The following is a 26,944-nucleotide window of genomic DNA, read 5'->3' on the forward strand; positions in this document are numbered from 1 at the left end:
TAAGTGTATGCAAAAAATAGCTAATTATATTGATGGTTCGTTGGTTGAACCTATTTCTAAAAACTATATTGATAATGTAAACCCCGCTTTAGGTAGTGTATATTCTCTTTGCCCGGACAGCGATGAGAATGATGTACAGTTAGCCTACGAAGCAGCCGAAAAAGCATTTCCTGTTTGGAGCAATATGCCGGTTAATGACCGTAGCAGGATACTTTTAAAACTAGCGTCATTAATTGAACGCGATAACGATAAACTAGCTTTGGCAGAAAGTATTGACCAAGGCAAACCGGTTTGGTTAGCTAAATTAGGCGAAATACCGCGTGCGGCACAAAACATACACTTTTTTGCAACAGGCATAGAGCATTATGCCAGCGAATCGCACGCTATGGGTACGCATGCCGTTAACTATACCTTGCGTACTCCTATTGGTGTGGTGGGCTGCATAAGCCCTTGGAACCTGCCTTTATATTTATTTACATGGAAAATAGCTCCAGCTTTAGCCGCAGGTAACTGCGTAGTAGCTAAGCCAAGTGAAATTACACCCATGACAGCTTTTCTTTTCTCCGAATTATGTATAGAAGCCGGTTTACCTAAAGGTGTTTTAAATGTAGTACACGGCTTGGGGCCAAAAGTAGGTTCAGCCATTGTAAGTCACCCTAAAATAAGTGTTGTTTCCTTTACCGGAGGCACCAAAACAGGGGCAGAAATAGCCCGCGTAGCGGCTCCTATGTTTAAAAAACTGTCGTTGGAGTTAGGTGGCAAAAACCCCAATATTATTTTTGCCGATTGTAATTTTGACAAGGCTGTAAGTGAAAGCGTACGTTCTTCTTTCACCAATCAGGGCGAAATATGCTTATGTGGTTCCCGTATTTTTATAGAAAAGAGCATTTATGAAACCTTTAAAACGGCTTTTGTAGCCCAAACACAGAAAATGAAAGTAGGTAATCCGTTAAGCGATGATACCAAAGTGGGCGCTATTGCCAGTCAGGTTCATTTTGAAAAAGTTTTAAGTTATATTGATTTAGCCAAACAGGAAGGCGGGCAAATACTAACAGGCGGACACGCAGTTCAATTAACAGGTGAAAACGCTAACGGATACTTTATAGCCCCTACAGTAATAGAAGGATTGGCTTTTGACTGTAGAACCAATCAGGAAGAAATATTCGGCCCTGTAGTTACTTTAACCCCTTTTGAAAGTGAGGAAGAAGTATTGCAGATGGCTAATAGTACACAATACGGACTGGCAGCTACTATTTGGACAGAAAACCTGAACAAAGCACATACCATGGCTGCTAAAATAAAAAGTGGCATTATTTGGATTAATTGCTGGCTTTTACGCGACTTACGTACCCCCTTTGGAGGCATGAAACAAAGTGGTGTAGGTCGCGAAGGAGGCTGGGAAGCGCTACGTTTCTTTACAGAGACTAAAAATGTTTGCATAAAACTATAGATTAAGTCTGTTCGAGCATAGTCGAGAATATTAATATTATAAAAGCTGCCTCAAAAGGGCGGCTTTTTTATTTCCAGCTATTACACAGTAGTAATTTTAGTGTTTAAGAAAGGTTTTTATGATTAAGTGCTATCACCCGAAAAATAACACCTGAAAACCTCTTTTTACAAATGTTTCGCCTGCTTTTCATTTGTAAAGTTGTTTGAAATTATCTCATTTAACACGCTTATTTTCAATAAATAACATATGTAAACCTGAACCAGCACGCAGACCAGCTACTTTACATTTCTGCATAACACTTTTTACATTTGTTAAATAACATTACATTTGTAAATAGGCGGCTTTACAAATGTTTTAAGTCACTTATAGTCAAGATGGATGCACTGAATGAGCGCGTTTGCGCAATAATGGATAAGTTTAGCAGTTCTAAATCTGCTTTTGCTAATGAATTGGGAATTGGACTACCCTCAATTACCCATATTACCAGTGGCAGGAACAAGCCTGGTATAGATATTTTGCAAAAAATACTACACACCTACCCGACCATAAATGCCGCTTGGCTACTCATAGGTAAAGGCGATATGATTACCCAGGAAAAACCCGGTATTGATATTGACAATGAATTGAATGCATTAATTTCATATACCCACGAATTAGAGCAAATAAAAGAAGAAAGCCAGCAAGTAATTACCTACCACAAGCTCTTACTGGACGAAATTAAACACCTGCATGAGTTAGACAAAAATATCATTGCCTCACATGCGCAAATAGACAAAGCCAAGCAAAAAATAGCCGAACAGGTGGCCGCTATTAAATCTAAACTAAAAAAATAGATTCAAAGACACAAGCACCTGAAAATATATAGTAAATATTTCTAATTAATTAAACAATTAGCCATTTAACAATGCGTATTAATTAAACAATTCAACAATAAAACCATCTGACAATATTTATTCGCTAAAACAATTGAATGAAGATAAATGTTATTTGTATGTTTGCCGTTCTCAATTAAATAAAAAATAAAATGACCGATACCGCATTTTTAAATGTATACGCAGAACAAACGCCCAATCCGGAAACGATGAAGTTTGTTTTTAATAAAATGGTTTTGCCTGACGAGGCTGAAGATTATCCGACAAAAGAAAAAGCCAATGCTTCGCCTCTGGCTAAAAGCCTGTTCGAATTCAGCTTTGTAAATGGTGTGTTTGTAATGAACAACTTTGTAACCATTACACGCGCTCCGGGAGGCGAATGGGACGAAATTGTACCGATTGTAAAAGAATTTTTAAAGGCCTATGTAGAAGCAGGCGAGCCTATCTCTTACAAATCAGATAAGTCAAGCATTGAGGGATCTGATAATATTATTGTAGCGCAAATTCTGGATGTATTAGATACTTATATTAAACCTGCTGTTGAAGGCGATGGCGGAATGATTTCATTTAAATCGTTTGACGAAGAAAGCGGACTGGTAACCGTAGAGTTAAAAGGCTCGTGCAGCGGCTGCCCTTCATCAACGGTAACACTAAAAAAAGGTATTGAAGGCTTGCTTACCCGCATGGTTCCGCAGGTAAAAGAAGTGGTAGCTGAAAGCCTATAATCACTGGTAAAACTAGTAGGATATAAAAGATTGAAATAAAGAGGCTGTCCTTATGGAGCAGCCTTTTTTTTGTATCGGTCAGTTTGCAATAGCACATTTGGTTCGCCCAGACTGGCCACTAATAACTAATATACCTGCTAACCGTACCTACTAAATAGCCATCCTGTAAGTTCTATGCACTTTCGTAGTTCTTGCACCCAGCTTATGGAACAAGCCGTGCATTTTAGGGTTAAAATCGCCAATCCAGGCCAATTCTGATGCATTTATTTCAGGATATTTCTGCATTGAGTCATATAGCTGAATAATCATGGCCGTTTCTATTCCTTTTTCCTGGTAAGCGGGAGCCACACCAAACACTTCTCCCCTAATCCTCCTCACAGTTCCAAATGTTTTGTAAAAGAAAAACTTAATGATGCCCAGCCAGTTCATTTTCCCGTTTACATGTTTAAAAATTTCGTTGATGTCAATTACACTTACATAAAAGCCAATAGGCTTCCCATTGGCATAAGCAAACCAAATGGCTTCTTCAATAATGATGGGTTTTAACTGCTTTAATTCAGCCATAATACGAGCTTCATCCATAGGCACAAAATCCTCACGGTGTGCCCAGGCTTGATTGTACACTTCCACAAAGTCTAAAGCATATTTTTTAAGGTTATTCATCTTAAAATGCTCAAAACTATATATGGGGTTTGCCAATACGCGATCCGACATTTTACGGAAACGGGCCATATCGAAAGTTTGATAGGTTATTTCGCTGGTGGTTTGTTCCGTTAATTGTTTGAAGCCATAAGCTAAAAACAAGTTTTCGTAATAAGGCCAGTTGAAATTTTCTTTGTACGAAGGATTTTTAAATCCTTGCACCATCAATCCCCAAAAGGCATTTTTCTCGCCAAAATTAATAGGTCCGTCAACCATATTAATGCCTTTGGATTGCAGCCATTCAATAGCCGTATCAAATAACAATTTAGAAGCAGCGGTATCATCAATACATTCAAAAAAACCTATGCCTCCCGCCCTTTCATTCTCCTTAAAATTATCGCTATTGTAGAATGCCGCAATGCGCCCGATCGCTTTATTGTCGGCAGTTTTCAGTATCCACTGAGCCGACTCGCCTGTTTTAAACGCAAGGTTATGATTTGGGTCCAATACTTTTTTTATATCATTATCCAAGGGGCAAACCCAGTCAGGATTGTTTTTATAAATGAGTCGATGTACGTTAATAAACTCAGCCAATAAAGAGGCTGAATTAACCGATATAATTTTCATTTGTTAATGGGGCTATAAAAAACAAAAGCGATAGTTCTGTTATCGCTTTTGTGGGTATTACATTCTTTTAAATAAATCCTTAATGGTGTCAATAGTCACCTTATCTTTCCAATCAGTTCCAATGGCATGGTTCCACATGTGTGGCAAGTTATAAGCTACGTGAGCCATAGCGGTTATATCTTCGTCCGACCAGTTTTTACTCAGACCTTGCGGCAAGGTAATATTATGTTTGGCCAACATGGTATTAAACTCTGCTACGCCTGCCGGGTAATAATCGGCCAGGTGTTGAAACGCCAAACAGTTGGCATAACAATGTTTTTCGCCAAATATTTTGCTTAAGCCGTAACTCAAAGCATGACAAACACCTACTTCGCTATAAGTTAAACTTAAACCTCCCATTAAAGAAGCAACCATTAACTTATCATCGTTTTCAGGGCTTTGTCCTGCGGCTTCGCTTGAATAAATATCGCGGCAAAGTTTTAAGCTTTGTTCGCCATAAGCCATGCTGTATGCATTGTTTAAAATACCATCACGGCTTTCAATACAATGTATAAAAGTATCCATTCCGGTATAAAACCATTTGTCAACCGGTACAGTCGCAGTAAGCTCAGAGTCCAGTATTACCTGATCAAATATCGTCCACTCGCATTTTAAACCCAATTTTTTCTCAGGCCCGGTTAGTACAGCCGTCATAGAGCATTCGGCTCCTGTTCCTGAAATAGTAGGCACGCCTACATGGTATACACCCGGTTTTTTTATCAGGTTTAAACCCTGGTATTGTTGCGAGGGGCCTTCGTTGCAAAGCATTAAAGCCAATGCTTTGGCTATATCCATAATAGAACCTCCGCCAATACCAATTACACCGCTTGGTAAACCTTTGCCCGCTAATATTTCATCGCGTAACTGGTCTATTTGCTCAGTGGTTGGCTCATGCGGATCAACATCTATAAAGTAAACGGTATCTTCGGGTTTGTTTTGCAGTTTAGTGGCTAAACTTTTTCCTTTAAAGTAATTATCTACAATATATACAAAGTATTTATTGTTTTCGCTGCGTTTCGGGGCTATAATTTCATCCAGTTGGCTAAAACTACCACGACCGAAAACGGTTTTTTCTATACTCTTAAAATTTTTATGACTCATTATGTATGTAAACACAGGTTGCATGAACTTGTTTGCAACCTGTGTTTTGTATTGTTAAGCTGTTTGTGATAATGCGGCTTGTATAGAAGTGCTCATTTTAGCTACTAAAGCTGTTAGCTCCTCTTGTGTCCAAGTGGCTTTAATACCGAATGATATTAAACGGCCTACTGTTTCCTGTGTTTTTGGTATATCAAGGTTTTTGTAATCTTGCGGAGCCCCTAATAACTGTACGTTTGTTTTAGCAGCTACACGGCCTTCTTTAATATGATCCCATTGGTTAATAAAATGGTACATATTGGTAAACCAGTAGTTAAAGCCGGCTACACCATTTTTGTTAAACTCTTCTACAGTTGCTTTGGCAGCAGCTGTATTGGGCATTAATATATTTAAGAAGGTAGCTGAGTCGCCATTGGCATCAGGAATGGTGGCAAAGTTTACCCCTGCAATTTTTCCTAACTCGGCCATCATGTATTTTTTGTGTTTGTTGTTGGCTTCGCGAATCATAGGCACTCTGCGTGTTTGCGCCAAACCCACTGCTGCGTGCAACTCTGAAATGCGGTAATTAAAACCTAAAACCGGATGGTTTTCCATACCTCTGTTGCTGCCAACGTGGTCATGTCCGTGGTCGGCATAATTATCGGCTAATTTATAAGCGGTTTCATCGTTGGTTACCATTACGCCACCTTCGCCTGCGGTGGCTATTTTAAAGAAATCAAAACTATAGCAACCTGTTTTACCAAACAAACCTGTTGAAGTTCCTTTGTAGCTGGCTGCCATGGCCTGGCCTGCATCTTCTACCAAAACAAGGTTATGCTCTTTCACTACGGCCATTATTTCGTCCATTTGAGCCATTTGACCACACATGTGTACCAAAACAATGGCTTTGGTTTTAGGTGTAATGGCTTTTTTAATACCTGCTGCGCTTAAGCAAAGGGTTTCATCTATTTCGGCAAAAACAGGTAATGCACCTGCAAATATAACGGCTTCAACAGTGGCTATATAGGTAAATGGAGGTACTATTACTTCATCGCCTGCGCCAACACCTGCTGCGGCTAATGCACAACTTACGGCAGTACTGCCACTGCTTACGGCATGTGCATATTTAGCACCTACCAGTTTGGCTACTTCTGCTTCAAACTCTTTTGCTTTCCATATATTGTTGCGTTGTGCATCGTGGTTATAACGAAATAAAATACCTGTTTCTAATACATCGTTTACTTCTTTGCGCTCTTCTGCGCCAAAATATTCGTTTCCTGCCATGTTTGTTAAATATTATTATGAATTAAAATTTTTATTGTACAAATATAATTTTTGGGTTGATTAAATGAAATGGGAATTGATGGATGGTTTATTTGTTAACAGGTTGACTTGTTAACAGGTTGAAAGGGCCATTCAACTATTCAACATATAAACCAATCAACCCACCCTCAAAAAAAAAACCTGACCGAATTACTTCAATCAGGGATTTTTTATAGTTATTGGTTGTTATTACAAACCAAATTTACCTCTTAATTTTTCTACTTCAGCTACGCGTTGTATTGATACTGCGTAAGCTGCTATACGCATTGGTATATTGTATTTTAATGATGCTGCGTAAACACCTTCAAAAGCTGTTTTCATTACGCGGTCTGCTCTGCGGTATACACGCTCTTCTGTCCAGTAGTAACCTAAACGGTTTTGTACCCATTCAAAGTAACTTACAGTTACTCCACCTGCGTTGGCTAAAATATCAGGCACTACCATAATACCTTTTTCGTTTAATATATGGTCAGCACTGGCACTTGTTGGGCCATTAGCACCTTCTACTATAACTTTGGCTTTTATGCGGCTTGCGTTTTCTTCTGTAATTTGGTCTTCCATAGCTGCCGGAACCAACACGGTAACATCTAATTCCAATAACTCTGCATTGGTAATTTTAGCCGCTTTATAACCTTCTAAAGTTCCGTTGTTTCCATCGCGGTAAGCAATGGCTGCAACTACATCTATACCTTCAGCATTGTAGTAAGCTCCGCTTACATCGCTAATAGCTACTATTTTTAAACCTTGTTGTGCTATTAATTTAGCGCTGATTGAACCTACGTTACCAAAACCTTGTACCGCACAGGTAGCACCTATTGGCGAAATGCCTAATTTGCTTAAAGCGGCTCTGGTTGAAACCATCACACCACGACCTGTAGCTTCCACACGGCCTAATGAACCACCTAAAACTATTGGTTTACCTGTAACTACTGCAGGCGATGAATGACCTACTAGTTTTGAATACTCATCCATAATCCACGCCATTTCTTGCGGGCCTGTTCCCATATCAGGAGCAGGTATATCTTTATCGGGTCCAAATACATCAACCATTAAGTCGGTATATGAACGGGTTAATCTTTCTAATTCGCCTTTGCTCATGCTGCGGGGGTCGCATTTAATACCACCTTTACCACCACCATAAGGAATACCTACTACGGCACATTTCCATGTCATCCATGCAGCCAAAGCTTTTACTTCGTCCAAGTGTACATCCATGCTGTAACGGATACCACCTTTACTTGGGCCTAGGTTAGCATTGTGTACTACCCTGAAACCTTCAAACACTTTCACTTTTCCATCGTCCATGGTAACAGGAATATTTACTATTACTGCTTTTTGTGGAGCTATTAATACGTTGTAATCGCTTTCGTCAAGACCAATAATTTTAGCTGCCTGGTCAAATCTTTGTTTCATTGACTCGAATGGATTTTCTGAGCCATGTTTAATCACGTTATCTTTTTGTGACATAGTTTTATTATTTATAGTTTAGTTAAAATAAAAGTGCTGGCAAACCTAAACATTTTTTATAAAAATGCTAATTATAATCGTTCAGTTATCCACGCTTTATTGGGTATTATTTGTTTTTTTATATTTTATGAAATACGGGTCATTAAATCGTTGGCTGTTTGCCTTAAAACACTCAGCTTAGCCTCGCCTACAGTTAGCTTGTTTAAATGGTCAAAAGCAAGATCAAGGTATTGTTGTTTTTGGTTTTGCGCAAATTCCTCAATCATATATTTGGTATACAGGCTTAAAACAGTCTCTATTTTTTCTTCGGTATTATCGTTTTTAACAGCGGTTTCTATCAGCTTTTTATCGTCTTTGTTTACACAAGCCAGCAGCTCTATAAACAGCAATGTTTTTTTATTGGCTGCTATATCGCCTCCTATTTTTTTACCTACGGTAGTGCCTTCGCCAAAGCTGTCTAAAATATCGTCCTGTATTTGAAAAGCTATACCTATGTTTTTACCAAACTCATACAGGTGTTGCGCTTCTTCTTTGCTTGCCCCTCCTATTAAAGCCCCTATTTGTAAGGAGCAGCCCAACAGTACGGCTGTTTTTAGTTTTATCATTTCAAGGTAATCGTTGTGCAGCACATTAGCCTGTGTTTCAAAATTCATATCTATCTGCTGCCCTTCGCATACCTCAATAGCGGTTTGGTTAAATACTTCGAGGAGTGATGATAAATCAGCAGAATCGGTTTTGCATAACAACTGGGTGGCTTTTATCATCATTAAATCGCCACTGAGTATGGCTATGGGCATATTCCATTTTTTATATACCGTTTCCTGCCCCCTGCGTAAAGGCGCATTGTCCATTATATCATCGTGTATAAGGGTAAAGTTATGGAATACTTCTATGGCGTGGGCTGCATGCAGGGCTTTATCTACTTCGGTGCTGAATATATTGCAAGACATAAGGGTGAGTATGGGGCGCAAACGCTTGCCGCCCAATTGCATCATGTATTGTATAGGTTGGTATAACTCTTTGGGATTACTACCGTAATTGGCCTCGTTGATATGGGCCATAAAAAGGTCGTACAGTTGCTGGTATGTTTTCATTAATTGCCTTGGTAAACGTAATTTTAAAAAGGGTTTGCTTTTAGTGTAATTGTTGTAATGCGGTTTCCAGTTTGCCTAACAATTCGGGTATATCGATTTCTTTTAAAGTGCCTACGGATATACGGTACCAATCGGTTCCGGCAGGGCAACCAAAAGCGGTAAAAGGCACTACGGCCAGTTGCGCGTGGTTTAACAGGAAGGCTGTAATCTGTTCTGTTTTTTCTATTTTAATACCTTCGGGTGTGGTTTTACCCATTAAAGCAAATTGGGCTGTTAGGTATATAGCGCCTTCGGGTGTAATTAATTGTACGGGATATCCTTTTTGTTTCAAATCCTGAAAGCCTTTGTACAGGGCGTTAAAACGTATATCGAGCTTTTGTTTTAACTCGTTTAAAAAGCTGTTTAAAGCGGTATCGTTGTTTAAAAAGTTGGCTGTAGCCATTTGCTCGGCTTTGGGCGCCCAGGCTCCTATATGGCCTAGTATGGATTTCATGCGGCTTATTACATGGGCAGGGCCTAGGCTCCATCCTACTCTTACACCGGTAGCGGCTAAGCTTTTGCTAATGCCATCTACAAAAATGGTGTATGCTTTCATTTCGGGGCGCAGGCTTACGGGGTTGTAATGTTCTATGCCGTTGGTGCGCAACATCCAGTATATTTGATCGTATATAATGTACAGGGGCTTTTCGTCCGGGCCTCGTTTGTTGTTTTCGGCCAGTACCATATCGCATATGGCTTCGAGCTGGTCTTTTTTAAAGGTGGTGCCCGTTGGGTTGAGTGGCGAGCAAAGGGCTAACAACACTGCTCCTTTTAAGTGCGGTGCCAGCTCCTCCGGTGTAGGCATAAAACCGTTTTCAGCACGGGTTTGTATTTCTACCTTTTGTGCATCGCTCAGATGGCAATAGTGGTTATTATTCCAGCTCGGTACAGGGTATATTACTTTGTCGTTTACATCTACTATGGTTTGGTATATGGCATGTATGAGCGGACGACCTCCACCGGCTACCATTATTTCATCATCCGCAAAATCTATATGTTCGTATTTGCTGATGAATTGTTGTATGGCTTTTTTTAGCTCTAATACGCCATCGGCAGGCGGATAATTGGTATGGTTATCCTGGTAAGCGTTAATGATTAGCTGCTTTAATTCATCGGGAATGCTGAACACATTGGGGTTAAAGTCCCCTATGGTCAGGTTGTATATTTGTTGTCCTTCGCGTATTTTCTGATTGATTTCATTGCCCAGTTTTATAATCTCTGAGCCTATTAAATTAGCTGCTTTGGTGGATACTTTTTGCATGAACCGAAACTATTATTATTTTATAAAAGTAAATAATAAATATTTCAACAATGTTGGGAATACTTGCTACGCAGAACGAGCGGGCGCTTGCACCAGCAGTGAGGCCGCCAACAATCATTAAGTTGTTTTGTAAATATACCACCCATTTCCTATTTCACGTACCATTATTACTCGATTTGCATTCATTTTTGGCAACTCTTTTTTATCTTTTACATATAGGTATCCAACGGTATTATCAATCATACCTCCAATTAAAAAGTTGATGCAGTTGCCTAATTCATAGCCACCTGTTGAAACAGAGGAAATAAACAATTTCCGATAATCTGTTTTTAAATTTTCAATCAGTTGTATACTTCTTTCTTCGTCTACTTTTTCTTTTTCGAGTTGTGTTAATGCTAAATTTTTAAGTTGCTCAAAAGCTACTTGATTTGCTACAAAATGTTTGACGATGTTGTCGTCTAATTCAATTGTCAGTGTTGCATTGCCTAACTGAAAGTTATAATCTTCCCATGACGTAAACATTGAAAAGCTATCTTTTTTCTTTTTTTTAGGCTTGGTAATAAAATCGTTTACTTGCTGTGTCGTCATATTTTCAAGTTCCGTTTTTATTTGTTGAATTATGCCTGTCATTGCCAATGCTCTAAAGGCATTCATTTTCCAAATTGCATCTTTTTCAAAGTACAAATAGGTATCAAGTCCTTTGCCTAATGAGTCTAAAATGGTCATTGCAACAACTGCTGTTTTCTGTGTCTGTTCAAGTACAATGAATTTTGTTGTAGCTCCTTTTTGTAAATCTTGCCCGTTGGGATGCCCTTTATATTCGCCAGTTATAAAATTGCCAATGGGTAATAAGCTGTCTTTGCTAAATATTTTTTTTGCTAAATCCAAAGGTTCATAAGCCTGCCCGTAAACGGTGCTTATTGTTTGCATTAGAAGTAGAAATATGATAGTTATTCGAGTAGTCATAAAAAGAGTATTACTTTATGCTCGCATTTTTGCGAATAAGCATATTATTTTTAAGATAAGGTTATCTTTCCATTTTTAATGGTAAAGCTGTACAATTCAACAGTATCAACTGAAATGTTTTTAATTTTTCCGGCTGTCCAAGTTTTTAGTTCTGTAAATACAGCTACTATTTGGCTGTCCAGTTCTGTACTTTTTGTTTTATTGCTTATCTCACACTTTACAAGTTCGCCTTTACAGTTTACAATTAAACTAACCATTCCCTTATCTTCATAATCTGGCTTATCTTTCAGAAAACTCACTTTAGCATTTAACTCCTGTATAATCTCTTCTTTGGTTTTAGTAGCTTGCGCTTTAACTTGTCCATTACCGGGAATTGGTAAAATAGCAATTACATTGGCATTGTCACAAACACCTTTTATGGGCTCTTTTACTTCCATTCTGGCAACCATATTATTTATTGAACTGCTTTTGGATGTTGCGCATGAGCTAATAATTCCGATGCTTATTAAGCCAATACAAATTGTTGTTAGTTTGTGTCTTTTCATTTTTATCTACGGTTGCTGTTAACTTATTTATTAAGTTATATATTTCTCTTATTCGCAAAAGTATTTTATTATTCCACACCTCAAAATACTGCGCAAAAAAAAAGGTTGGTGAGGACACCAACCTTGGACAAAACGCACTCGTTTCATCGCTAATCGCGAGGCCACTAACTCAGCAATGGTTATTTTTGCTAAAGTCACGTTTAAAAAGTATCTTATTGTTTCGCGCAATATAGTCGCCTGATATAATCAAATAGGGATGATTAGGCGAATACCCTGCACTGCGGCTTCTTACCATTATTTTGTCGTTCACTTTCAGGCTTTTTAACTGCTCAAAATCCTTAGGCGTAAATTGCATCATGTATTCTTCGCCATTAATCCTGACGATAAGCCATTTTATTCCTGATGATTTCCCTTCGCGCTGAAAAGTAACGGAGGTTACCACGGCCTCCATATTGGTAAAATCTTTTATGTACTTCTTTATTTTATTATGACTGGCATGCACCTTTTTACCTGCGGGAGAAACCTCCCATGCTTTGTAGTGTATACCGTCAGCAGAAGCTTCCCATTTTTTTCTTTCATCTGCCATGCGGGCTTCCCTGTCAGCAGTGGACAACGGCTTTGGAGATGGCTTGGTTTCATTTTTAATTTCACGATTGGCAAATACGAGTCCGCTCACCACAACCAGCAGTAAGATGAGCACATAGCTATTTTTTTTCATATGTTTCATATCCTTTCCAATTGATGCTACGAATCTAGTTTAATATTTTCCGGACTGAGCTGTAAATCTTGTTAATGAATTGTAAAAAGTATTTACTGAAACAATCCGCACTCGCCAGTGTTCCGCTAGTTAGTGCGGGTGCATTTATAGAAGGTTTGATATCGATATTGGTAACCGGCAGATATAATAAGAATATTCCCGCTGTTTTCATGAAAATTATCTACAATCAAATCCCCATCAATTGTTAAGCCGAGCCTATAGCGTTCAATATGAACTTTGCTGTATAAAATGGGTACAATGGGTGGGACCTCCATTCTTTTCAAGATAAAATTCATAATAACCTTTTTTTGAAAAGCGTCCTGCATATGTTTTTGTGAATTCCTTACCTTTATACTTGAATGCAATTGTTAGTTGCTTGTTGCTATTAAAAAAAACATTTACACTGTCAATATTCCCTTTAGTTTCATGGAGTATTGTTAATAATTCATGGTGATCCTTGCCAAATTCTTTCTCCGGGCTGATTTTATAAGGAACGTTGGCAATTGTTGCTGAAAAAAGAGGGGTCAAGGGCTGCACTTTCGATTTTCTGACTTGTAAGCCCGATCCACAAGAACAGAAAAGCAAAACAGATAGCGTAATGGTTATTATTCTTGTCAAGTTTTATGTTGTTTAAAATGCCCTATAACGTTTTACGGCTAAGTAGCCGTTAAATGATTGTTGTATTGCTAAGACGTTGTATGCAAAGTCTCTACGTTTGTTGTTGCTTAGCAGTGCTACTGCCAGTTTTCTTTTTTTACGATGTATCTTCTATCCATACAGTTGTCGTCTGCGTTAAAAAATTCTTTCTGCATGGTAAAAAACTTGTTCAGTATTTTAACTGATTTCACATTGTCAACGCATACATCAGCCGTTACCAATTCTGATTTCATTTGAACAAAACAAAAATCAATGAGTCCTTTGGCTATTTCGGTTCCATAACCGTTACCCCAGTATCTTTCTATAACCCGGTAAGCAATTTCATCTTCATTGGCATCGTTTTTTAAAACGCCACCAATGCCAATCAGGTTGTTACTGCCTTTTTTGCAAAGGCTCCATATTTTTGTGTCGGATGTTTTTTCCAGTAAGATGAGGTTATTTAATTTGGCAAAACTCCCGGCTTTGTCGAAAGCTTTTTGAGGGATGGGGTTGGTTATATTGGGATTGCCCATTAGCTCAAAAAATGCGGCCTCGTCATTTTGTTCGAGTCTTCTTGCATAAAGTCTTTCCGTTTCAAATACCATAGTTAAAAGCAATCTAATACTATTTCACCAATCATCAAATGGGTTTTTATTTGCTTATTGGAACGAGCGGACGCTCGCACTAGCGGGGTACGAAGTATTGAACTATAAAAAAATGTTAAATAAAAAGCCTATAATCATAAGTCTTTCCTTCAAATCTAGAAAGCAATTTTCCAATTCGAGCAATTTGATTTGAAGAATCAATTGTCGATGGTAACTTAGAATATAAGTCTAATGAATTCCAATTCATTTTTGTTAGTCCTAATATCTCTGTTGCAATAGTTTGTATATTAGACTCGCCATAATGTTTGGTTATTTTGACTGGCGCAGGGATACTTCTACCGCCCAAATAAAACTTATAGTTTTGTTGTCTTACAGAAGGAACAATGCCATGAGTCCATAATAATGCTGTATGCTTGTTTGTGACAATACACGTACCTCTCGAAATTGGAAACTTGTCAATCTGAAGTTCATTTTGATAAACACTCATAGCTAGGAAACGTGCATCTACTTCATAATTGATTTCAACTAAATCTATTTTCTTAATCCCAGCTTTATTTAGACTAGCTTTAATACCATTTATTTCATCTTCCGTAAATTTTGTTCTTTTGTGTATTACTACTCTTTCTGGAAGTTTATCAAGTGACTGATAAAACAATTCACGAATGGATACTCCAAATTGAAATGCATCTTTATAGGATAAATATGGGTTAAGTTGCTTGTCAAGAAAGTAGTTATCAATTTTTGAAAGTCTATACTTTAATCCTTGCCCGTTTGAATCGTAAATATGACTACAGCCAATTACAATTTCAGATTTATCTTGAATTCGTGAAACACTATACCCGATTCCCGCATAAGCTGTATTTTTCTCTTGATTATTCAAAATCCAAGGTGTTCTAAGCGACTTAACATAAAAAGATAATGATAACCACCAATAGATTTGACACTTTAGGGTGTCATTAAGTGTTTCTTCCCTAATAAGTTGTGTCGAAATACCTCGAGAAGCTGAAAATGCTTTAATATAGTCGTGTAAATCAAAACTTTCCCCTTGATTGATATAATTTTCAAATAATTGCCATTCATTAGGAATAAAAATTACGATAGTACTCTGACTTTGTGTATTCGCAATCTGTTCAATTTTGCTTGTGATTAGACGAACTAGTTTTATTGCATTTTCGTGGCTTTCCAAACCATTTTCTGGATTGAATTCAATGCCAATCCATTTTTCGCTACTATCAAATAATGGAATATTAATTGGAATATTAAAAATGGAAGAGAAGCCAGGGTAATCAATTAAATAATCAGGATTAATATTTTCTGTTGAGTGCTTTACTTGTAATTTTGATAGGAAATCATAAAATCTGTTCGAGTATTCTTTCCCACAAATTACTGAAAGATTTATTTCATTTGAATGAATTACTCCATTTAGATTTACATCAAATGGCCTGTTATTCACCAAACCTCTCATTGGATGATAGTCCTTAAACTCTACATCAGTAGCCACATTTCTAAAAACTAATTGGGGCTCTAAAAATTGTACCCCTTTAAATTGAGTTTGTCTCTTATCATAATTATTTGGTGTATATGACCTAAAGTTAGGGTCAAGCACATTTATTTCTCCAAATGCTGTATTCGATGAAATTTGAAATTCAAAACCTGTTCCAGATGAAATTGGGTATTCAAATTTGATTCGTTGATTACTAAATAATGTGGCATTCCAAAAGTCTAAAACTTCATCATATTTATTGTTGTATAATTTTTCTAGTTGATTTTTACTTACTTGTTGTTTCTGTGTTTTTGTTATTTCCTCAGAAGATGAAAGATAAACGGTTGGAGTAAAGGTTAAATAAGCAAAGCCCGCGTTTTTATCAAAATAGAATGACAAGTAGATAGATTTATGAACACCAATATTACCAAATTGCCTTTCATTTTTCTTGATCCAAATCTTATCTTTAAGATTTGTTTCAATTGTACTGTTAGAACTGAAATGTTTCAGGATTGCTTGAAGCATTAAGGATTTAAATGCGGAAACTCTCTCAATATCAAATTTTGAAATTGGCTCTCTTTTTATTTCGGATTTTAGATGCTTTTTAAAGGCATTGCTAATTTCAGAAAGAGTACCTAAAGCAAATACCTTTTTCTTGAAAGGTACAGCACAAATATTTGTATCTTTCGTAACTGCTTTTAAAAACGCCCAAGGCTTTTCTTCTTTATAATCAATTTCAAATTGGAATATCTCTTTAGGAAATACAATTGGATGAAGATTACTTTTGATGTATTTGTCTGTTCTTGAAAAACTCAAACTAAATTCAGTTTTGAAATATTCTTCATCATCAGAAACTTCCAAGGCTTCTTGAATTTTTTTAGAAATGGTTTGATTGTCTTCAAATGCTGATTTTGATAAATGAATCAACGTTTTATCAAATCCATCTGTTGCTACGTAATAAGCCTCTCTTCCCGACTGTCTAATTTGCAAAATAAGTTCGAGCACTTCTTTATTTATTTGGTCTCCATAGCCACACCAATATAATCTTCCTGCACCATTTTTGCTAAATGCAATTTTAATTGCTTGCATTAATGAATTATCTCTCCCACTATAACCAATTACAATTAGATTTTTATCAATATGATAATTTGCTAAATGCTCTTTGAACGTTTCATTTTGATTATCTAATTCTTTTTCCGTGTTTTTTAATGTGGAAAATTTATAGTCACCGTGTAGTGCAATTGATAATAGTTCTTTACTACTTTGATTGCGGTAAATTTTATCAGTATTGTCAAGCGTAATCTCTATTGGTGTTAATTTATTTTGATGTGCTGAACGTACCGTTAAGCCATCGAAGTTCGTAGTCCAAACTGATTTGACTATTCCATATTCCGCTAAAAGACAGAGTAATTTATAGCCAATATAAGGCTCTTTATTCTCTATTAGACTTAAAAAATATTTTCGTCTATCTTCAGCAATAGGATAAGCCTTTTCTGCATAAAAAGAATATTCTTCGGGTGAGTCTAGTAATGGATACTCGCCTTGATTATCTAACCAAGTCTGTATACTTTTTCTAACAGCTTCTTCTTTATAGTTTTTATAAAAGTCAGCTGAATTAATATTTTTAGATAGATATATATCTTTTTTCCATTCCCAAATACAATCATAGGCTGTTTGTATCCCAGAACTTATTGAAGTTCCTGCTCCCAATAAGAAGGAATGAGGGACGTCTATATTCCTTTTAAAAGATCTTAAAAAAGCATCGTATTCAAGATGTATATTTTCTACCATTATTATGTTGTTTTATTTATTAAATTAGGTTATCTGCTATTTTATGTTGCAAAATAGCCTATTTCATAACCCCTGTTTACAAAACTTATTCCAATATTATAAGCCACAGAAAAATTTAATTATTTTTTTATGTATAGGGGTTTTGCTTTTTGAGTAGCAGTTTTACTCCCCGCTTTTTTAAAAGAATATATAAATGAAGGGTTGGTACATATACTGGCAAGTACGAGTGGAAAGGTTGGTGAGGACACCAACCTTGGACAAACTTGTTGGTGAAGAACACCAACAAGGGCAGGAAACGAGCGGATGCTCGCACCAGCGGAGTGTTTGTGCAATAAAAAATCCCTTCTATTTTGTAGAAGGGATTTTTTGTTTGTGGTTAGGCTTTGATAAGGCTTACCTGGAGCTGGGTTATTTTACCCTGCTCAACAGTGGCTTGAACGCTTTGGGTTATATAGCCGCCTGCTTCTATACGCAGGGTGTACTGGCCTGCGCGCATTTTGGTTATTTCGCATATACCTTGCTGGTCGGCTTCATCGGTTTTGGTGCTACCCTCTAAAATGGCTTTGGCAATGGTAAGTGGGTTATTGCTTGCTGCATCTGTTACTTTTATGCTTACGCCTGTTTTGCGCACGGCTGCTTCGTTTATGACTTTGGTGGCTATAAGGATGCCGGCAAAAGCGGGGACATTCATTGCATTGACTACTAAATCGGTAATGATGGCCAAGCTGGCATCGGCTGCTTTGAAGAGGCTATTGGTTTCGGCTACCATGTTTTTTTTGTTTTTTACAGCGCTTTGTGTAGTACCTAAACTGGTTTGGAATGCATTTACTAACTGGCGTGCGGCTGTTACATCGGTAGGCTTGATGTTGAGGTCAACCAAATTGCGTGCATTGGTTTCGATGGGTGTTAATACTGCATTGGCTTTGGCATAACAGTCGGCATCGGGTAAGCGGGTAAAATCGGTTTTGGTTACATTGAAAAGGGTCATGAGTGGTATGTCTTTTTCATCCTTTGCCCATACGTAAGCGGCTCTTGCTAGTTTACAAAGGGTTTCGGTCATGGTTAATTTTAGCTGGGTATTGTTATTGGTAATACCTTTTGTGCTTACGCTGAGGCTGGAATTCAGCTCATCTATGCGTGCTAAGATTTGGTTGAAATGCTGCACCTCGGTGTCTAACCTTGCTAATAAGTTAACGGAGGCTGTGTTGGTTTTTAAAACTTGCTGTACGGCCTGGTACATGTTAAGTTTTGCAATTGAATTCTTATTCATACGATTTTTAATTTATTGGTTGTTATAACGTTTTTGATAGCTGTTTTATTATTTTAAGCTGCTATAAAATGTTTGTTATATGGCTTGTTCAGGGGTATGAATTTGATATGTGGTTTTATTTTATTTTGATTGGCATTGGAAGGAGTTTGTTTGGGATGTAGAAGCTTATGTTTATGCTTTGATGGCATTTGTTTGATTCCCGATATGGTTTGTTTGACTGTTGGTATTGTTTGTTTACTCTTTGATTGCCTTTGTTTAAGGTTTGACTGCATTTGTGTCACTTTTGATAGCGTATGGGTTAACTCTTGATTTTGTTTGTTTGACCTTTGATGGCGTATGTTTAACCTTTGGTTGACTTTGCATCAGGTGCGGCTGAATTTGTGTCACTTTCAATGGCTTATGTTTGACTTTAAAAGTGATTTGTTTGACTCTTGATGGCTTATGTTTAACCTTTGATGGCATTTGTTTAAGGCTCGACTGAATTTGTGTCATATTGAGCGGCTTATGTTTGACCCTTGATGTGATTTGTTTGGGATTGGGTGGGGTTTGCACCGCATTTCATACGGTGTATCTACCGTATTTTATACGGTGTATCTACCGTATTTCATACGGTGTTATTGAAATTAAATCACTTCGTGATTTTTATATGGGGGTGACTATATATGGAATGGAAATACATAATTATGCCTGGCCCCGTTCTTCTTCTATATCCTCATTGGGCCATTTTACTCGTTTTTCTTCCATGGTATAATATACTATTTGGTAAGATTGTTCTTACTTATACTTTAATTCTCTTATCACGTGCTTGCATTCCATTTAACGTGCTGTGTATTTTCCTTTGTTTGTTAATAATATCAACAAGCTCTGCAATATTGCACGCAAGAGCAGTTGAGGAGATACTTAATGGCGTTCCATAAACACGGTAATTCATGTTCATCCAAAATTTCTTAAACAGGTTTGCATTGTTGATGTATTGGTGTGGATTATTCACATAGATTAATACAAACTTTGTTCGCTTAACGGCTTCTATACGGAGGTGTGTTATGTCGTCCCATTTTATGGTTTGCCCGCCAATTGCGCTGGAGTTATCGGTTATGCCCATGTGGTTTATTATTATTCCCGGTTTGGTGTCGAATAGTTTTCCAAAACCTATTATTCCGAACAGTCCGAAAAGAAGGAAATCCATGAGGGCTACTATCCTTACCACAGTTGAATCGTAACGTGCCTGCCTCTCGGCTATGTACCACAGCCAAAGTCCGGCAGCTACAAACAATAAAGCCCCGATGGTGAGCAAAACAATTTTAAGCTTGTTTAGCGGTATTTCAATAGAGTCGTTTTTGTTTTGTATTAACATAGTACTTTTATCCATAGCGCTTAAAAACCAAGCCTGTCAGTGTGCTCCGTATTAAATAAATTAACTTCCCTAACAAAAGTATTGGTTTATTTGATTCAGCAAAATGTTGTCTAAATAAAAAAAATTAGCGATGACACTAACTCTGGACAATACCATAATACATACGTTTATTAAAAGAATTTTCTTGGCCCTCCTTTGAAGTCCCACGAACTTATTGGGTTAGGGTTATCCATATACCAATTGTCTGTTTGCTTAATGTCAACCAGCCATTCATAAGTATGCGTCCCTACCAATTCTGTTTCTAAATGTATGGTAGCACTTGTCCAATAAAGCAGTTTAAGAATAGCTTCAAATTTATTTAACCATTCGGTCCATTCATATTCAACAGACTTATAAGAAGCCCCAAATACTATTACCTGGTCTCTATAGGTCCCTTCAATATTATGTGGGTCTTGGCAAAGAAACATATTTCGGTGTATCCATGGAAAGGTATCTGTTTCCGGCAGAGCGCTTAAAATTTCTTTATTAAGCCGTTGTAATTTATGGTAATCTTCCGTTTTCCATGTTGCCCCTATTATATTTCCATAAACGATTGAAACGTGTCCCATTGAAATTGTTATTTTATATCTATAATAAACTTAAACCAATCACAACTATTATAATCTGGTTCATAATCTTCACTAACAAAAGTATTGGTTTATTTGATACAGCAAAATGTTGCCTAAATAAAAAAGGTTGGTGAGGGAACACCAACCTTGAACAAATTGTATTTAGCCAGGGGCTCATGTATATACTCACTCGCAAGATACCAACATGCAGCAGAAACACCTGTCCATTTGCTTCGCTTGCCCTGCCCTTGTTACTCTATTATTGTTATCCCTGTTAAATTTGCCTGGTTGTTTTTTAAAAAGGCATAGGTAATTTTATCTACTTTACAGTCAATAAACTGTACGCGTTTAAATTTTCCATTATACTTAAAAAAGGTATTTAAAATGGTTGCATTCTGAAATGTAACATTATAAAATGTACAGTTTTCAAATTGGCAGTTCTCTAAAGTGCCTTCAAAAACAATATCGCTAATACCTGCATTTTTAAATGATGTAAATTTCCACACGGCATTTTTCACCACATTACTTTCAAAATTTACTCCGGTAAACTCAGCCCCCGAAAAATTCGTTTCAGAAAAATCGCATTTGCCAATATTGCTTTTTAAAAATGTAGCATCTATCAATAAACAATTATTAAACTGGTTATTTAACAAATTAGATGATTGAATTTTGCTGTTTCTAATGTCTGAAGAGGAGAAATCGCACATTTCAATATTATTGCTTCCAAGAATAAGCCCCGACAAATCAGCGTTTGCAAACTTGCAGTTCTTCATATTGGAAGAGCTGAATTTTTCCTTTAAGTTCTTTAAGCCTGAAAAGTCAGCGTCAACCCAATTCCCTTTGGACATATCCCAACTCCAATCAAATTTGTTCTTTGCTTTAGCCTCCGGAATTTCTACTGTTTGGTTGTCAAACTGCTCGTTGGTTGTTGTTGAAATTTCATCAGCCTTAAAACTGTCAGAGAAATAGTTAAGATCAACTCCAAAAATTTCAGCCAGTCGGTTTAATGTGGTAATGTCGGGCATGGATTCACCACGTTCCCATTTTCCAACTGCTTGTGAACTGATTGATACTTGCTGGGCAAGTTCTGCTTGTGAAAGATTCGTTTTCTTTCTTGCTGTGGCAATTTTATTGCCAATTGTTTTTGAATTTAGCATCTTATGTTTTTTAAAATTTTGATGCTGCAAAGCTATTTCTACCTGTTGCCATCATGCAAATAAAGCCCGCTACTTACTGTTGTAATTGCACTACTTATAGTTGTTTTTTGACAACCATTAGTAGTATGACGGAGTTTTGGTAGCGTATTAACAAAAGTATTGGATTATTTGACACTGCAAAACAACTTTCTCCTGTCCACGGTAACGTCTCCCGACTAACCGCTCGTATTTTGCAAGTGAGTATTTTTAATGCTGAACAAGGAATTTATTTAGTCTTTTTTTATCAAAATATAAAATACCTGCCTTACCATCGTTATTACAAATAATACTATCCAGGTAAAATAGCCCAATATCGCAACGATTACGACACCTTTATAGACGGACGAAACAATACTATCGTCAAGAGGTTGGTTTGGCATAAATGTTTCTAGAAACGGCAATGAAACCAAAGTAAACAATAAGGGCATTAATAACATTAAATGAATCAATATAGTCTTGTCGGTAATGGTAGATTTTTTGTTTTGCTTAATAACCCGAAACAATTGGCCCAATAAAAAAATGATAGCGGCTAAAATGAAAATGAAATCCGATACTAAAAATTGATGATTGAAATTTCGAAAGCGTGAGCCCATGTCCGTGTCCACAAGAAATAACTTTGTTACTATACCAATTACTAAAATAACCAATGCGGTATAAGTATATATTGAAATACGTTTGTAATTGATCATACTATTTTGTTGTTAAGGTTTTAGGCTTGGCAAGGTAAGAGAAATTATGCTCAGCCGGAAACTTAGCTAACTATATACTCACTCGCAAGATGCGAACGGATGCGAATAGCACAAAGGTGTACCCTGTTTTTTTTAATGATACCATTGTCCGGTAGCTTGCGAAGTCCACTCCCCTTTTTCTTTTTCAAATAGAATTGTCCAACCCGTTCCACAAAGTCCGGGACATAAATTTCTAATCATCATTACAACCTTTTTCTTGTCTTGCGAAAAAACAGGGACAGAGAAAACATACCAGTTCTTGCGATTATTAAGGTTAAAGCCTAATCGCGAATTGTCCCAACTAAATATTTTAAGTCTGGCTTTTTGTTCTAGCATAAATTTGATGTCTGGTTTAGTCAGGCACTTGTTAAGTTGTGATGAACTAATTGTACTAGTAGTATTTACCCAGTTGCCAGTATCAACTTGTATGTCTTCCTTTTTATTGTCAATAAGCATTGTATTTAAAAATGTCTGATCATCTTGCGACAAATCAAAATTAGGTTGCGGCTCAAGTGTCAGTCCATAATTTAAATCTAATTTTTGGTCAGCAATAACAACTTTCATAAAGTTATAAATGGCTTGATTGGAAGTATCAGGCTCACTAATTAAATGCTCAATATGATCTTTAGTTGTTGTGTCAGTATAAAGTTTCGCTTCGGTAACAGGCTTATTTTCTGACTGCCCGCAACCTAAAAGTGAAATAGATACTATTGGTATATAAATTAGTTTTTTCATTGTCCTATTGGCCTCCTTACTGGTTTGAGCGTCCGCTCGTTCCTTTATATATAACCAAGGCAATGTACCGAATGTTGAATAGATTGCCCCAACTCTTTACCCCCTTTAAGTGTAAATTATGTATTTTTTTTCACAAGTTATGTAAGGCTTTGTTGTACTTCCATAAGTACGTTTGTGTTTGCAAAGTAACAATTTACGATTAAAAACAAACACTATGGAAACAGCAACTAAAGGATACAATTTAACTATTCCGGTAAATAACGTTCAGTTATCTTACAATGATATTGGAGAAGGAAGCATTCCTGTTATATTCATGCACGGTTATCCTTTCGATAAAACGATGTGGCAGCTTCAACTTGATTTTTTAAAATCCGGCTACCGTTTAATCTCTTTTGACATTAGAGGATTTGGAAAATCAACAGACGAGGAATCACACCTGAGCATTGATTTGTTTGCGGAGGATTTAATAGCGCTGATGGATAAGCTGAACATTGATAAAGCAATTGTTTGTGGATTATCTATGGGTGGTTTCATAGCACTCAATGCACAAAAAAGATTCCCTGATCGCTTTGCAGCATTAATTTTATGCGATACACAATGTATTGCCGATACAGCCGAAGTAAAAGAAAAACGCAATAAGATTATTAATGAAATAGCCGTTGATGGCGTTGCTCCTTTTAATGAAGGATTTATAAAAAGTGTTTTCCATAAAGATTCATTAAGCAATAAAAAGGAATTGGTTGAGCTGTTACGCAGTGTTGTGTTTGCTAATTCACCACATATTATTACAATGGGGCAAACTGCTTTGGCTGAACGTTCAGAAACCTGCTCTACTTTGAACGAGATAACTATTCCAACATTGATTATTTGCGGCCGTGAAGATATAGTAACACCTCTTGCTCAATCTGAAATGATGCATAACGCCATTAAAGGGTCAATACTGCATGTTATTGACAATGCGGGGCATGTATCTAATCTGGAGCAACCTGATGAATTCAACAAACATCTGCTAGATTTCTTAACTACTTTGAGTGCTGATGGCAGACCTTAAAAGGCAATTACCTTAATTCATACTCTACTTCATTGTCACCCAAAGTAGCCACTTTTATAAAGTGAAGCCTTTCCATAAGCTTCATGGCTGCTGCATTATGTTGGCTTGTTATAGCCCAAATACGTTTTAAGCCTATATCATGTAGTCCAAACTCAATGGCTAATAACATAGCAGCAGTCATATAACCTTGCCCGCGGTATTGCGGTAATAAAACACAACCCAGTTCGCCCTCCCCTTTGTTTAGCCCTCTGTAGTAGCCACAAGTCCCTACTATTTTATTTGTTAATTTATCTGCAATGCCCCAATGTATGGAGTTGCCATCAACATAATCATTGTTTATTTTAGCTTGCATGGCTGCAGCCTCTTGCACCGTTTTAGCCTGCACAGCATCGTAAAACGAAATCTCCACAAGGTCTTGCATGTCCTCCGTAATGATTTGCCGTAATACAATGTTATCACCTGTAATAGTAGGAAAAATGGAATATGGCGGTAGATTCATTTTGTTTGTTATTGTCTATTTATTAGAAATCAGTCACCAAAAAATCTTAATCCTTCTATTGGTGTATCGTAGGTGTGATTCTCTTTTAACCTAAGCCAGCCAACAAGTCCAAATTCGGTTTTAACTAAAAAAAACTTCTCTGAATTGTCAGTACCCGGGTCGCAAAGCAGTACCTCAACATCATAGTCTTTAGGAATGGAAGCAATCACTTCATTACCTGTCTTTGCTTTATACAATGTTAAAGCAGCAGTGGTTTTGCTTTTTAGTCCAACATAATAAAATGATTGCCGAATTTCTAATAAAGTATCTGGTAAAAGTTGAAACTTTCTTCTCTTGTTAAACATATTATTGGTATGTCCTGCCGTGTATATAATGTTGTTTTCCATGACATACAATTCCAGCGCATTAATACTTCCAATTACTCTTCCACTCTTCTTTGCTATAATAAATTCAAAATCATCACTTGGCCCCGTATCAAAAAGAATATCCAGTGTATCTGTTATTTGTTTATTATGTATTTGTGTCAGCTTTGTAATAGTTTCCGGATCGCCATCGCCACAATACCAATAATCTGTTTTGGGTAAACGGGAGCATTTTACATTTAGTAGTTTAATTGATTTGGCATCATACCCAAAAATGAATTCTTTACGAGCCGTATCTATATATATTTTCTTTAAGTTAGGAAAGTATGCGGGTTTCTGTCCGTAGGAGTAATAGCATGTTAATATAAAAAGGGTAGTAATAATGTTCTTCATATCGGGGTCGAATAACCTGTTCTTTGTATTAACAAAAATATTGTATTATTTGACACCACAAAAGATTTCATGCCTGCTACATTGCTGGTGTGAGCGTTCCGCTCCTTCCTTTTCGCCAATGTTGGCGTCCTATTTACTATTGCTTATTATTTTTCATTTTGTTAAACCACAGGTAAAGCGACCAAACTACCGTGATTCCGAAAACGATAAGCACAGCAATATAGTAAGTGCGGAAAAAGTCGTGAAAGTATGCTCCAACTAACACGTATGCCGATGCCATGCAAATTTTTAACAAAGCAAATTCAGCATTGGACCAGCTTGTTTTTATTTTTAAGAAATTCATATTGCTTTTTAGTTTTAGTCTGTAATGTAAGGCCCTCCTGTTTCGCCCCAACCCCACTTGGGCATTGGTTCATTTGTGAGCATTGGATTTTCGCTTAATTGTGAATTTATAACAGCGAGTCGTGTACCCCACTCAATATAACCAACAAATGCTGACCGGAATTCGGGGTCGCTTTTAAGCCCTACTTCATCAGCTGTTTGTAATAGCAAATGAACCCAACGCTGTCTCATTTCTTCAGTGAGCATTTTGCCTATATGATGCCCAACCATACTTGCGTGGCTTCCTTTGTCGTGGGTGGTATATAGTTTATCGCCACCAAATACTTCCGCTACAAAATGCGAAACGTGCTTAACATGCTCTGACGACATATTTTTAAATATTTCGCCAAGCAAATTGTCTTTTAATACCTTGTCGTAAAACTTCGTAAACAGGGTTTCGAAGGTTTGCATATCGCCAGCCCATTCGTATAATGTTGGAATATTTTTCATTATTTTTATGTCGGTTTATAGTATTTAGGTTAATACTGTTTATTGCTTACTGGTCACATAATGGGCTAACTTTTCTAATGACTGCTCTGTACCCGCTTCATTGTCTTTTGGGTTGATACCTGTTGGAATATTCTTAAAAACAATGGTCACTTTTGTAGCGTTACTTTCGTGTTCTTCTAAAAATACTTCCATCAGCATTTCGCCTGCAAACTCGTTTTTGTCTGACAAAAAATGAATAGACTGAACAATTTTTTCATAAGGATTGAGCTCAACAAACTTTGCTGAAAAACGATCTTCATTTGCCGCTGTTTTGCCTTCAGTTTCGCCATCCAAGTAAAATAGCGACATACTATATCCTCCTCCAACTTTCAGGTCAAAGTCATGTATTTTACCTTTCATATCTGTAGGTGCAAGCCAAAATTCCAAAGCACTCTTATTGGTGAAGGCATTGTAAATTTGCTGCTTTGTAGCCCGGATTACTTTTGTATTTTTTGTTGTTGATACCATCTGCTTTATTC

General features: G+C 37.0%; 27 protein-coding genes. 4 read left to right on the top strand and 23 right to left on the bottom strand.

Annotation, left to right across the window (positions count from 1 at the left end; translation table 11 throughout):
• Positions 1–7 precede the first annotated feature (7 nt).
• From V4538_12710 to V4538_12720, 3 genes are all read left to right on the top strand, one after another.
• Positions 8–1,450, top strand: coding sequence for an aldehyde dehydrogenase (locus tag V4538_12710; protein ID MES2381899.1), 1,443 nt, complete (start codon positions 8–10; stop codon positions 1,448–1,450).
• Between the two features lie 374 nt (positions 1,451–1,824).
• Entirely contained in the window at positions 1,825–2,283 is a 459-nt protein-coding gene (locus V4538_12715; GenBank protein MES2381900.1) for a hypothetical protein, read from the top strand.
• A gap of 191 nt (positions 2,284–2,474) precedes the next feature.
• Positions 2,475–3,047, top strand: a complete 573-nt coding sequence (locus V4538_12720; GenBank protein MES2381901.1) for a NifU family protein — start codon at positions 2,475–2,477, stop codon at positions 3,045–3,047.
• A 150-nt stretch (positions 3,048–3,197) separates the two neighbouring features.
• Here the strand turns inward: V4538_12720 and V4538_12725 are convergent, their stop codons facing one another.
• The 19 genes from V4538_12725 to V4538_12815 form a co-directional block, all read right to left on the bottom strand.
• Positions 3,198–4,316 (bottom strand): GNAT family N-acetyltransferase, encoded by a 1,119-nt coding sequence (locus V4538_12725; protein MES2381902.1) that lies wholly within the window; start codon positions 4,314–4,316, stop codon positions 3,198–3,200.
• A gap of 57 nt (positions 4,317–4,373) precedes the next feature.
• Positions 4,374–5,456, bottom strand: a complete 1,083-nt coding sequence (locus tag V4538_12730; GenBank protein ID MES2381903.1) for an iron-containing alcohol dehydrogenase family protein — start codon at positions 5,454–5,456, stop codon at positions 4,374–4,376.
• 54 nt (positions 5,457–5,510) lie between these two features.
• Positions 5,511–6,716: an aminotransferase class I/II-fold pyridoxal phosphate-dependent enzyme gene (locus V4538_12735; GenBank protein MES2381904.1), complete on the bottom strand. Its 1,206-nt coding sequence runs from the start codon at positions 6,714–6,716 to the stop codon at positions 5,511–5,513.
• Between the two features lie 228 nt (positions 6,717–6,944).
• Complete coding sequence (locus V4538_12740; GenBank protein ID MES2381905.1) at positions 6,945–8,222, bottom strand: Glu/Leu/Phe/Val dehydrogenase; 1,278 nt, start codon at positions 8,220–8,222, stop codon at positions 6,945–6,947.
• 125 nt (positions 8,223–8,347) lie between these two features.
• The gene (locus V4538_12745; protein ID MES2381906.1) at positions 8,348–9,316 is read right to left on the bottom strand and encodes a polyprenyl synthetase family protein; all 969 of its coding nucleotides are present in this window, start codon (positions 9,314–9,316) and stop codon (positions 8,348–8,350) included.
• Between the two features lie 40 nt (positions 9,317–9,356).
• Positions 9,357–10,616, bottom strand: coding sequence for an aminotransferase class I/II-fold pyridoxal phosphate-dependent enzyme (locus V4538_12750; protein ID MES2381907.1), 1,260 nt, complete (start codon positions 10,614–10,616; stop codon positions 9,357–9,359).
• 117 nt (positions 10,617–10,733) lie between these two features.
• Entirely contained in the window at positions 10,734–11,546 is an 813-nt protein-coding gene (locus V4538_12755) for a hypothetical protein (protein MES2381908.1), read from the bottom strand.
• A gap of 86 nt (positions 11,547–11,632) precedes the next feature.
• Positions 11,633–12,127, bottom strand: a complete 495-nt coding sequence (locus tag V4538_12760; protein ID MES2381909.1) for a hypothetical protein — start codon at positions 12,125–12,127, stop codon at positions 11,633–11,635.
• Between the two features lie 169 nt (positions 12,128–12,296).
• Positions 12,297–12,827, bottom strand: coding sequence for a hypothetical protein (locus V4538_12765; GenBank protein ID MES2381910.1), 531 nt, complete (start codon positions 12,825–12,827; stop codon positions 12,297–12,299).
• Positions 12,828–13,109: 282 nt separating this feature from the next.
• On the bottom strand, positions 13,110–13,502 hold the full coding sequence (locus V4538_12770; protein MES2381911.1) for a hypothetical protein: 393 nt from the start codon (positions 13,500–13,502) through the stop codon (positions 13,110–13,112).
• 116 nt (positions 13,503–13,618) lie between these two features.
• A complete protein-coding gene (locus V4538_12775; GenBank protein ID MES2381912.1) occupies positions 13,619–14,125 on the bottom strand; it encodes a GNAT family N-acetyltransferase in 507 nt (168 codons plus the stop codon).
• A 115-nt stretch (positions 14,126–14,240) separates the two neighbouring features.
• A complete protein-coding gene (locus V4538_12780) occupies positions 14,241–17,399 on the bottom strand; it encodes an SIR2 family protein (protein MES2381913.1) in 3,159 nt (1,052 codons plus the stop codon).
• A gap of 376 nt (positions 17,400–17,775) precedes the next feature.
• The gene (locus V4538_12785; protein ID MES2381914.1) at positions 17,776–18,669 is read right to left on the bottom strand and encodes a carboxypeptidase-like regulatory domain-containing protein; all 894 of its coding nucleotides are present in this window, start codon (positions 18,667–18,669) and stop codon (positions 17,776–17,778) included.
• Positions 18,670–18,924: 255 nt separating this feature from the next.
• Entirely contained in the window at positions 18,925–19,161 is a 237-nt protein-coding gene (locus tag V4538_12790; GenBank protein ID MES2381915.1) for a hypothetical protein, read from the bottom strand.
• Positions 19,162–19,447: 286 nt separating this feature from the next.
• Positions 19,448–20,038 carry an STM3941 family protein gene (locus V4538_12795; GenBank protein ID MES2381916.1) on the bottom strand — a complete coding sequence of 197 codons (591 nt, stop codon included), beginning with the start codon at positions 20,036–20,038 and terminating at the stop codon, positions 19,448–19,450.
• A gap of 155 nt (positions 20,039–20,193) precedes the next feature.
• Positions 20,194–20,631, bottom strand: coding sequence for a hypothetical protein (locus tag V4538_12800; protein MES2381917.1), 438 nt, complete (start codon positions 20,629–20,631; stop codon positions 20,194–20,196).
• A 251-nt stretch (positions 20,632–20,882) separates the two neighbouring features.
• On the bottom strand, positions 20,883–21,788 hold the full coding sequence (locus V4538_12805; protein ID MES2381918.1) for a pentapeptide repeat-containing protein: 906 nt from the start codon (positions 21,786–21,788) through the stop codon (positions 20,883–20,885).
• Positions 21,789–22,057: 269 nt separating this feature from the next.
• Positions 22,058–22,516, bottom strand: coding sequence for a hypothetical protein (locus tag V4538_12810; GenBank protein ID MES2381919.1), 459 nt, complete (start codon positions 22,514–22,516; stop codon positions 22,058–22,060).
• A gap of 132 nt (positions 22,517–22,648) precedes the next feature.
• Positions 22,649–23,290, bottom strand: coding sequence for a hypothetical protein (locus V4538_12815; GenBank protein MES2381920.1), 642 nt, complete (start codon positions 23,288–23,290; stop codon positions 22,649–22,651).
• Between the two features lie 214 nt (positions 23,291–23,504).
• On the opposite strand from V4538_12815, the gene V4538_12820 reads away from it, so the two are divergent.
• On the top strand, positions 23,505–24,341 hold the full coding sequence (locus V4538_12820; GenBank protein MES2381921.1) for an alpha/beta hydrolase: 837 nt from the start codon (positions 23,505–23,507) through the stop codon (positions 24,339–24,341).
• Positions 24,342–24,348: 7 nt separating this feature from the next.
• On the opposite strand, the gene V4538_12825 is transcribed toward V4538_12820, so the two are convergent.
• The 4 genes from V4538_12825 to V4538_12840 form a co-directional block, all read right to left on the bottom strand.
• Positions 24,349–24,840, bottom strand: a complete 492-nt coding sequence (locus tag V4538_12825) for a GNAT family protein (protein MES2381922.1) — start codon at positions 24,838–24,840, stop codon at positions 24,349–24,351.
• Between the two features lie 29 nt (positions 24,841–24,869).
• The gene (locus V4538_12830; protein ID MES2381923.1) at positions 24,870–25,595 is read right to left on the bottom strand and encodes a hypothetical protein; all 726 of its coding nucleotides are present in this window, start codon (positions 25,593–25,595) and stop codon (positions 24,870–24,872) included.
• Between the two features lie 357 nt (positions 25,596–25,952).
• Entirely contained in the window at positions 25,953–26,426 is a 474-nt protein-coding gene (locus V4538_12835) for a group II truncated hemoglobin (GenBank protein ID MES2381924.1), read from the bottom strand.
• A 39-nt stretch (positions 26,427–26,465) separates the two neighbouring features.
• Positions 26,466–26,933: an SRPBCC domain-containing protein gene (locus V4538_12840; GenBank protein MES2381925.1), complete on the bottom strand. Its 468-nt coding sequence runs from the start codon at positions 26,931–26,933 to the stop codon at positions 26,466–26,468.
• Between the last annotated feature and the right edge of the window lie 11 nt (positions 26,934–26,944).

It is taken from the genome of Bacteroidota bacterium, from assembly GCA_040388375.1.
GTDB lineage: Bacteria > Bacteroidota > Bacteroidia > UKL13-3 > UKL13-3 > JAAFJM01.

Bases quoted from the DNA above. Each gene is read 5' to 3' on its own strand.
- V4538_12710 (MES2381899.1), top strand. From the start codon at position 8: ATGCAAAAAATAGCTAATTATATTGATGGTTCGTTGGTTGAACCTATT.
- V4538_12715 (MES2381900.1), top strand. From the start codon at position 1,825: ATGGATGCACTGAATGAGCGCGTTTGCGCAATAATGGATAAGTTTAGC.
- V4538_12720 (MES2381901.1), top strand. From the start codon at position 2,475: ATGACCGATACCGCATTTTTAAATGTATACGCAGAACAAACGCCCAAT.
- V4538_12725 (MES2381902.1), bottom strand. From the start codon at position 4,316: ATGAAAATTATATCGGTTAATTCAGCCTCTTTATTGGCTGAGTTTATT.
- V4538_12730 (MES2381903.1), bottom strand. From the start codon at position 5,456: ATGAGTCATAAAAATTTTAAGAGTATAGAAAAAACCGTTTTCGGTCGT.
- V4538_12735 (MES2381904.1), bottom strand. From the start codon at position 6,716: ATGGCAGGAAACGAATATTTTGGCGCAGAAGAGCGCAAAGAAGTAAAC.
- V4538_12740 (MES2381905.1), bottom strand. From the start codon at position 8,222: ATGTCACAAAAAGATAACGTGATTAAACATGGCTCAGAAAATCCATTC.
- V4538_12745 (MES2381906.1), bottom strand. From the start codon at position 9,316: ATGAAAACATACCAGCAACTGTACGACCTTTTTATGGCCCATATCAAC.
- V4538_12750 (MES2381907.1), bottom strand. From the start codon at position 10,616: ATGCAAAAAGTATCCACCAAAGCAGCTAATTTAATAGGCTCAGAGATT.
- V4538_12755 (MES2381908.1), bottom strand. From the start codon at position 11,546: ATGCAAACAATAAGCACCGTTTACGGGCAGGCTTATGAACCTTTGGAT.
- V4538_12760 (MES2381909.1), bottom strand. From the start codon at position 12,127: ATGAAAAGACACAAACTAACAACAATTTGTATTGGCTTAATAAGCATC.
- V4538_12775 (MES2381912.1), bottom strand. From the start codon at position 14,125: ATGGTATTTGAAACGGAAAGACTTTATGCAAGAAGACTCGAACAAAAT.
- V4538_12780 (MES2381913.1), bottom strand. From the start codon at position 17,399: ATGGTAGAAAATATACATCTTGAATACGATGCTTTTTTAAGATCTTTT.
- V4538_12785 (MES2381914.1), bottom strand. From the start codon at position 18,669: ATGAATAAGAATTCAATTGCAAAACTTAACATGTACCAGGCCGTACAG.
- V4538_12790 (MES2381915.1), bottom strand. From the start codon at position 19,161: ATGACACAAATTCAGTCGAGCCTTAAACAAATGCCATCAAAGGTTAAA.
- V4538_12795 (MES2381916.1), bottom strand. From the start codon at position 20,038: ATGGATAAAAGTACTATGTTAATACAAAACAAAAACGACTCTATTGAA.
- V4538_12800 (MES2381917.1), bottom strand. From the start codon at position 20,631: ATGGGACACGTTTCAATCGTTTATGGAAATATAATAGGGGCAACATGG.
- V4538_12805 (MES2381918.1), bottom strand. From the start codon at position 21,788: ATGCTAAATTCAAAAACAATTGGCAATAAAATTGCCACAGCAAGAAAG.
- V4538_12810 (MES2381919.1), bottom strand. From the start codon at position 22,516: ATGATCAATTACAAACGTATTTCAATATATACTTATACCGCATTGGTT.
- V4538_12815 (MES2381920.1), bottom strand. From the start codon at position 23,290: ATGAAAAAACTAATTTATATACCAATAGTATCTATTTCACTTTTAGGT.
- V4538_12820 (MES2381921.1), top strand. From the start codon at position 23,505: ATGGAAACAGCAACTAAAGGATACAATTTAACTATTCCGGTAAATAAC.
- V4538_12825 (MES2381922.1), bottom strand. From the start codon at position 24,840: ATGAATCTACCGCCATATTCCATTTTTCCTACTATTACAGGTGATAAC.
- V4538_12830 (MES2381923.1), bottom strand. From the start codon at position 25,595: ATGAAGAACATTATTACTACCCTTTTTATATTAACATGCTATTACTCC.
- V4538_12835 (MES2381924.1), bottom strand. From the start codon at position 26,426: ATGAAAAATATTCCAACATTATACGAATGGGCTGGCGATATGCAAACC.
- V4538_12840 (MES2381925.1), bottom strand. From the start codon at position 26,933: ATGGTATCAACAACAAAAAATACAAAAGTAATCCGGGCTACAAAGCAG.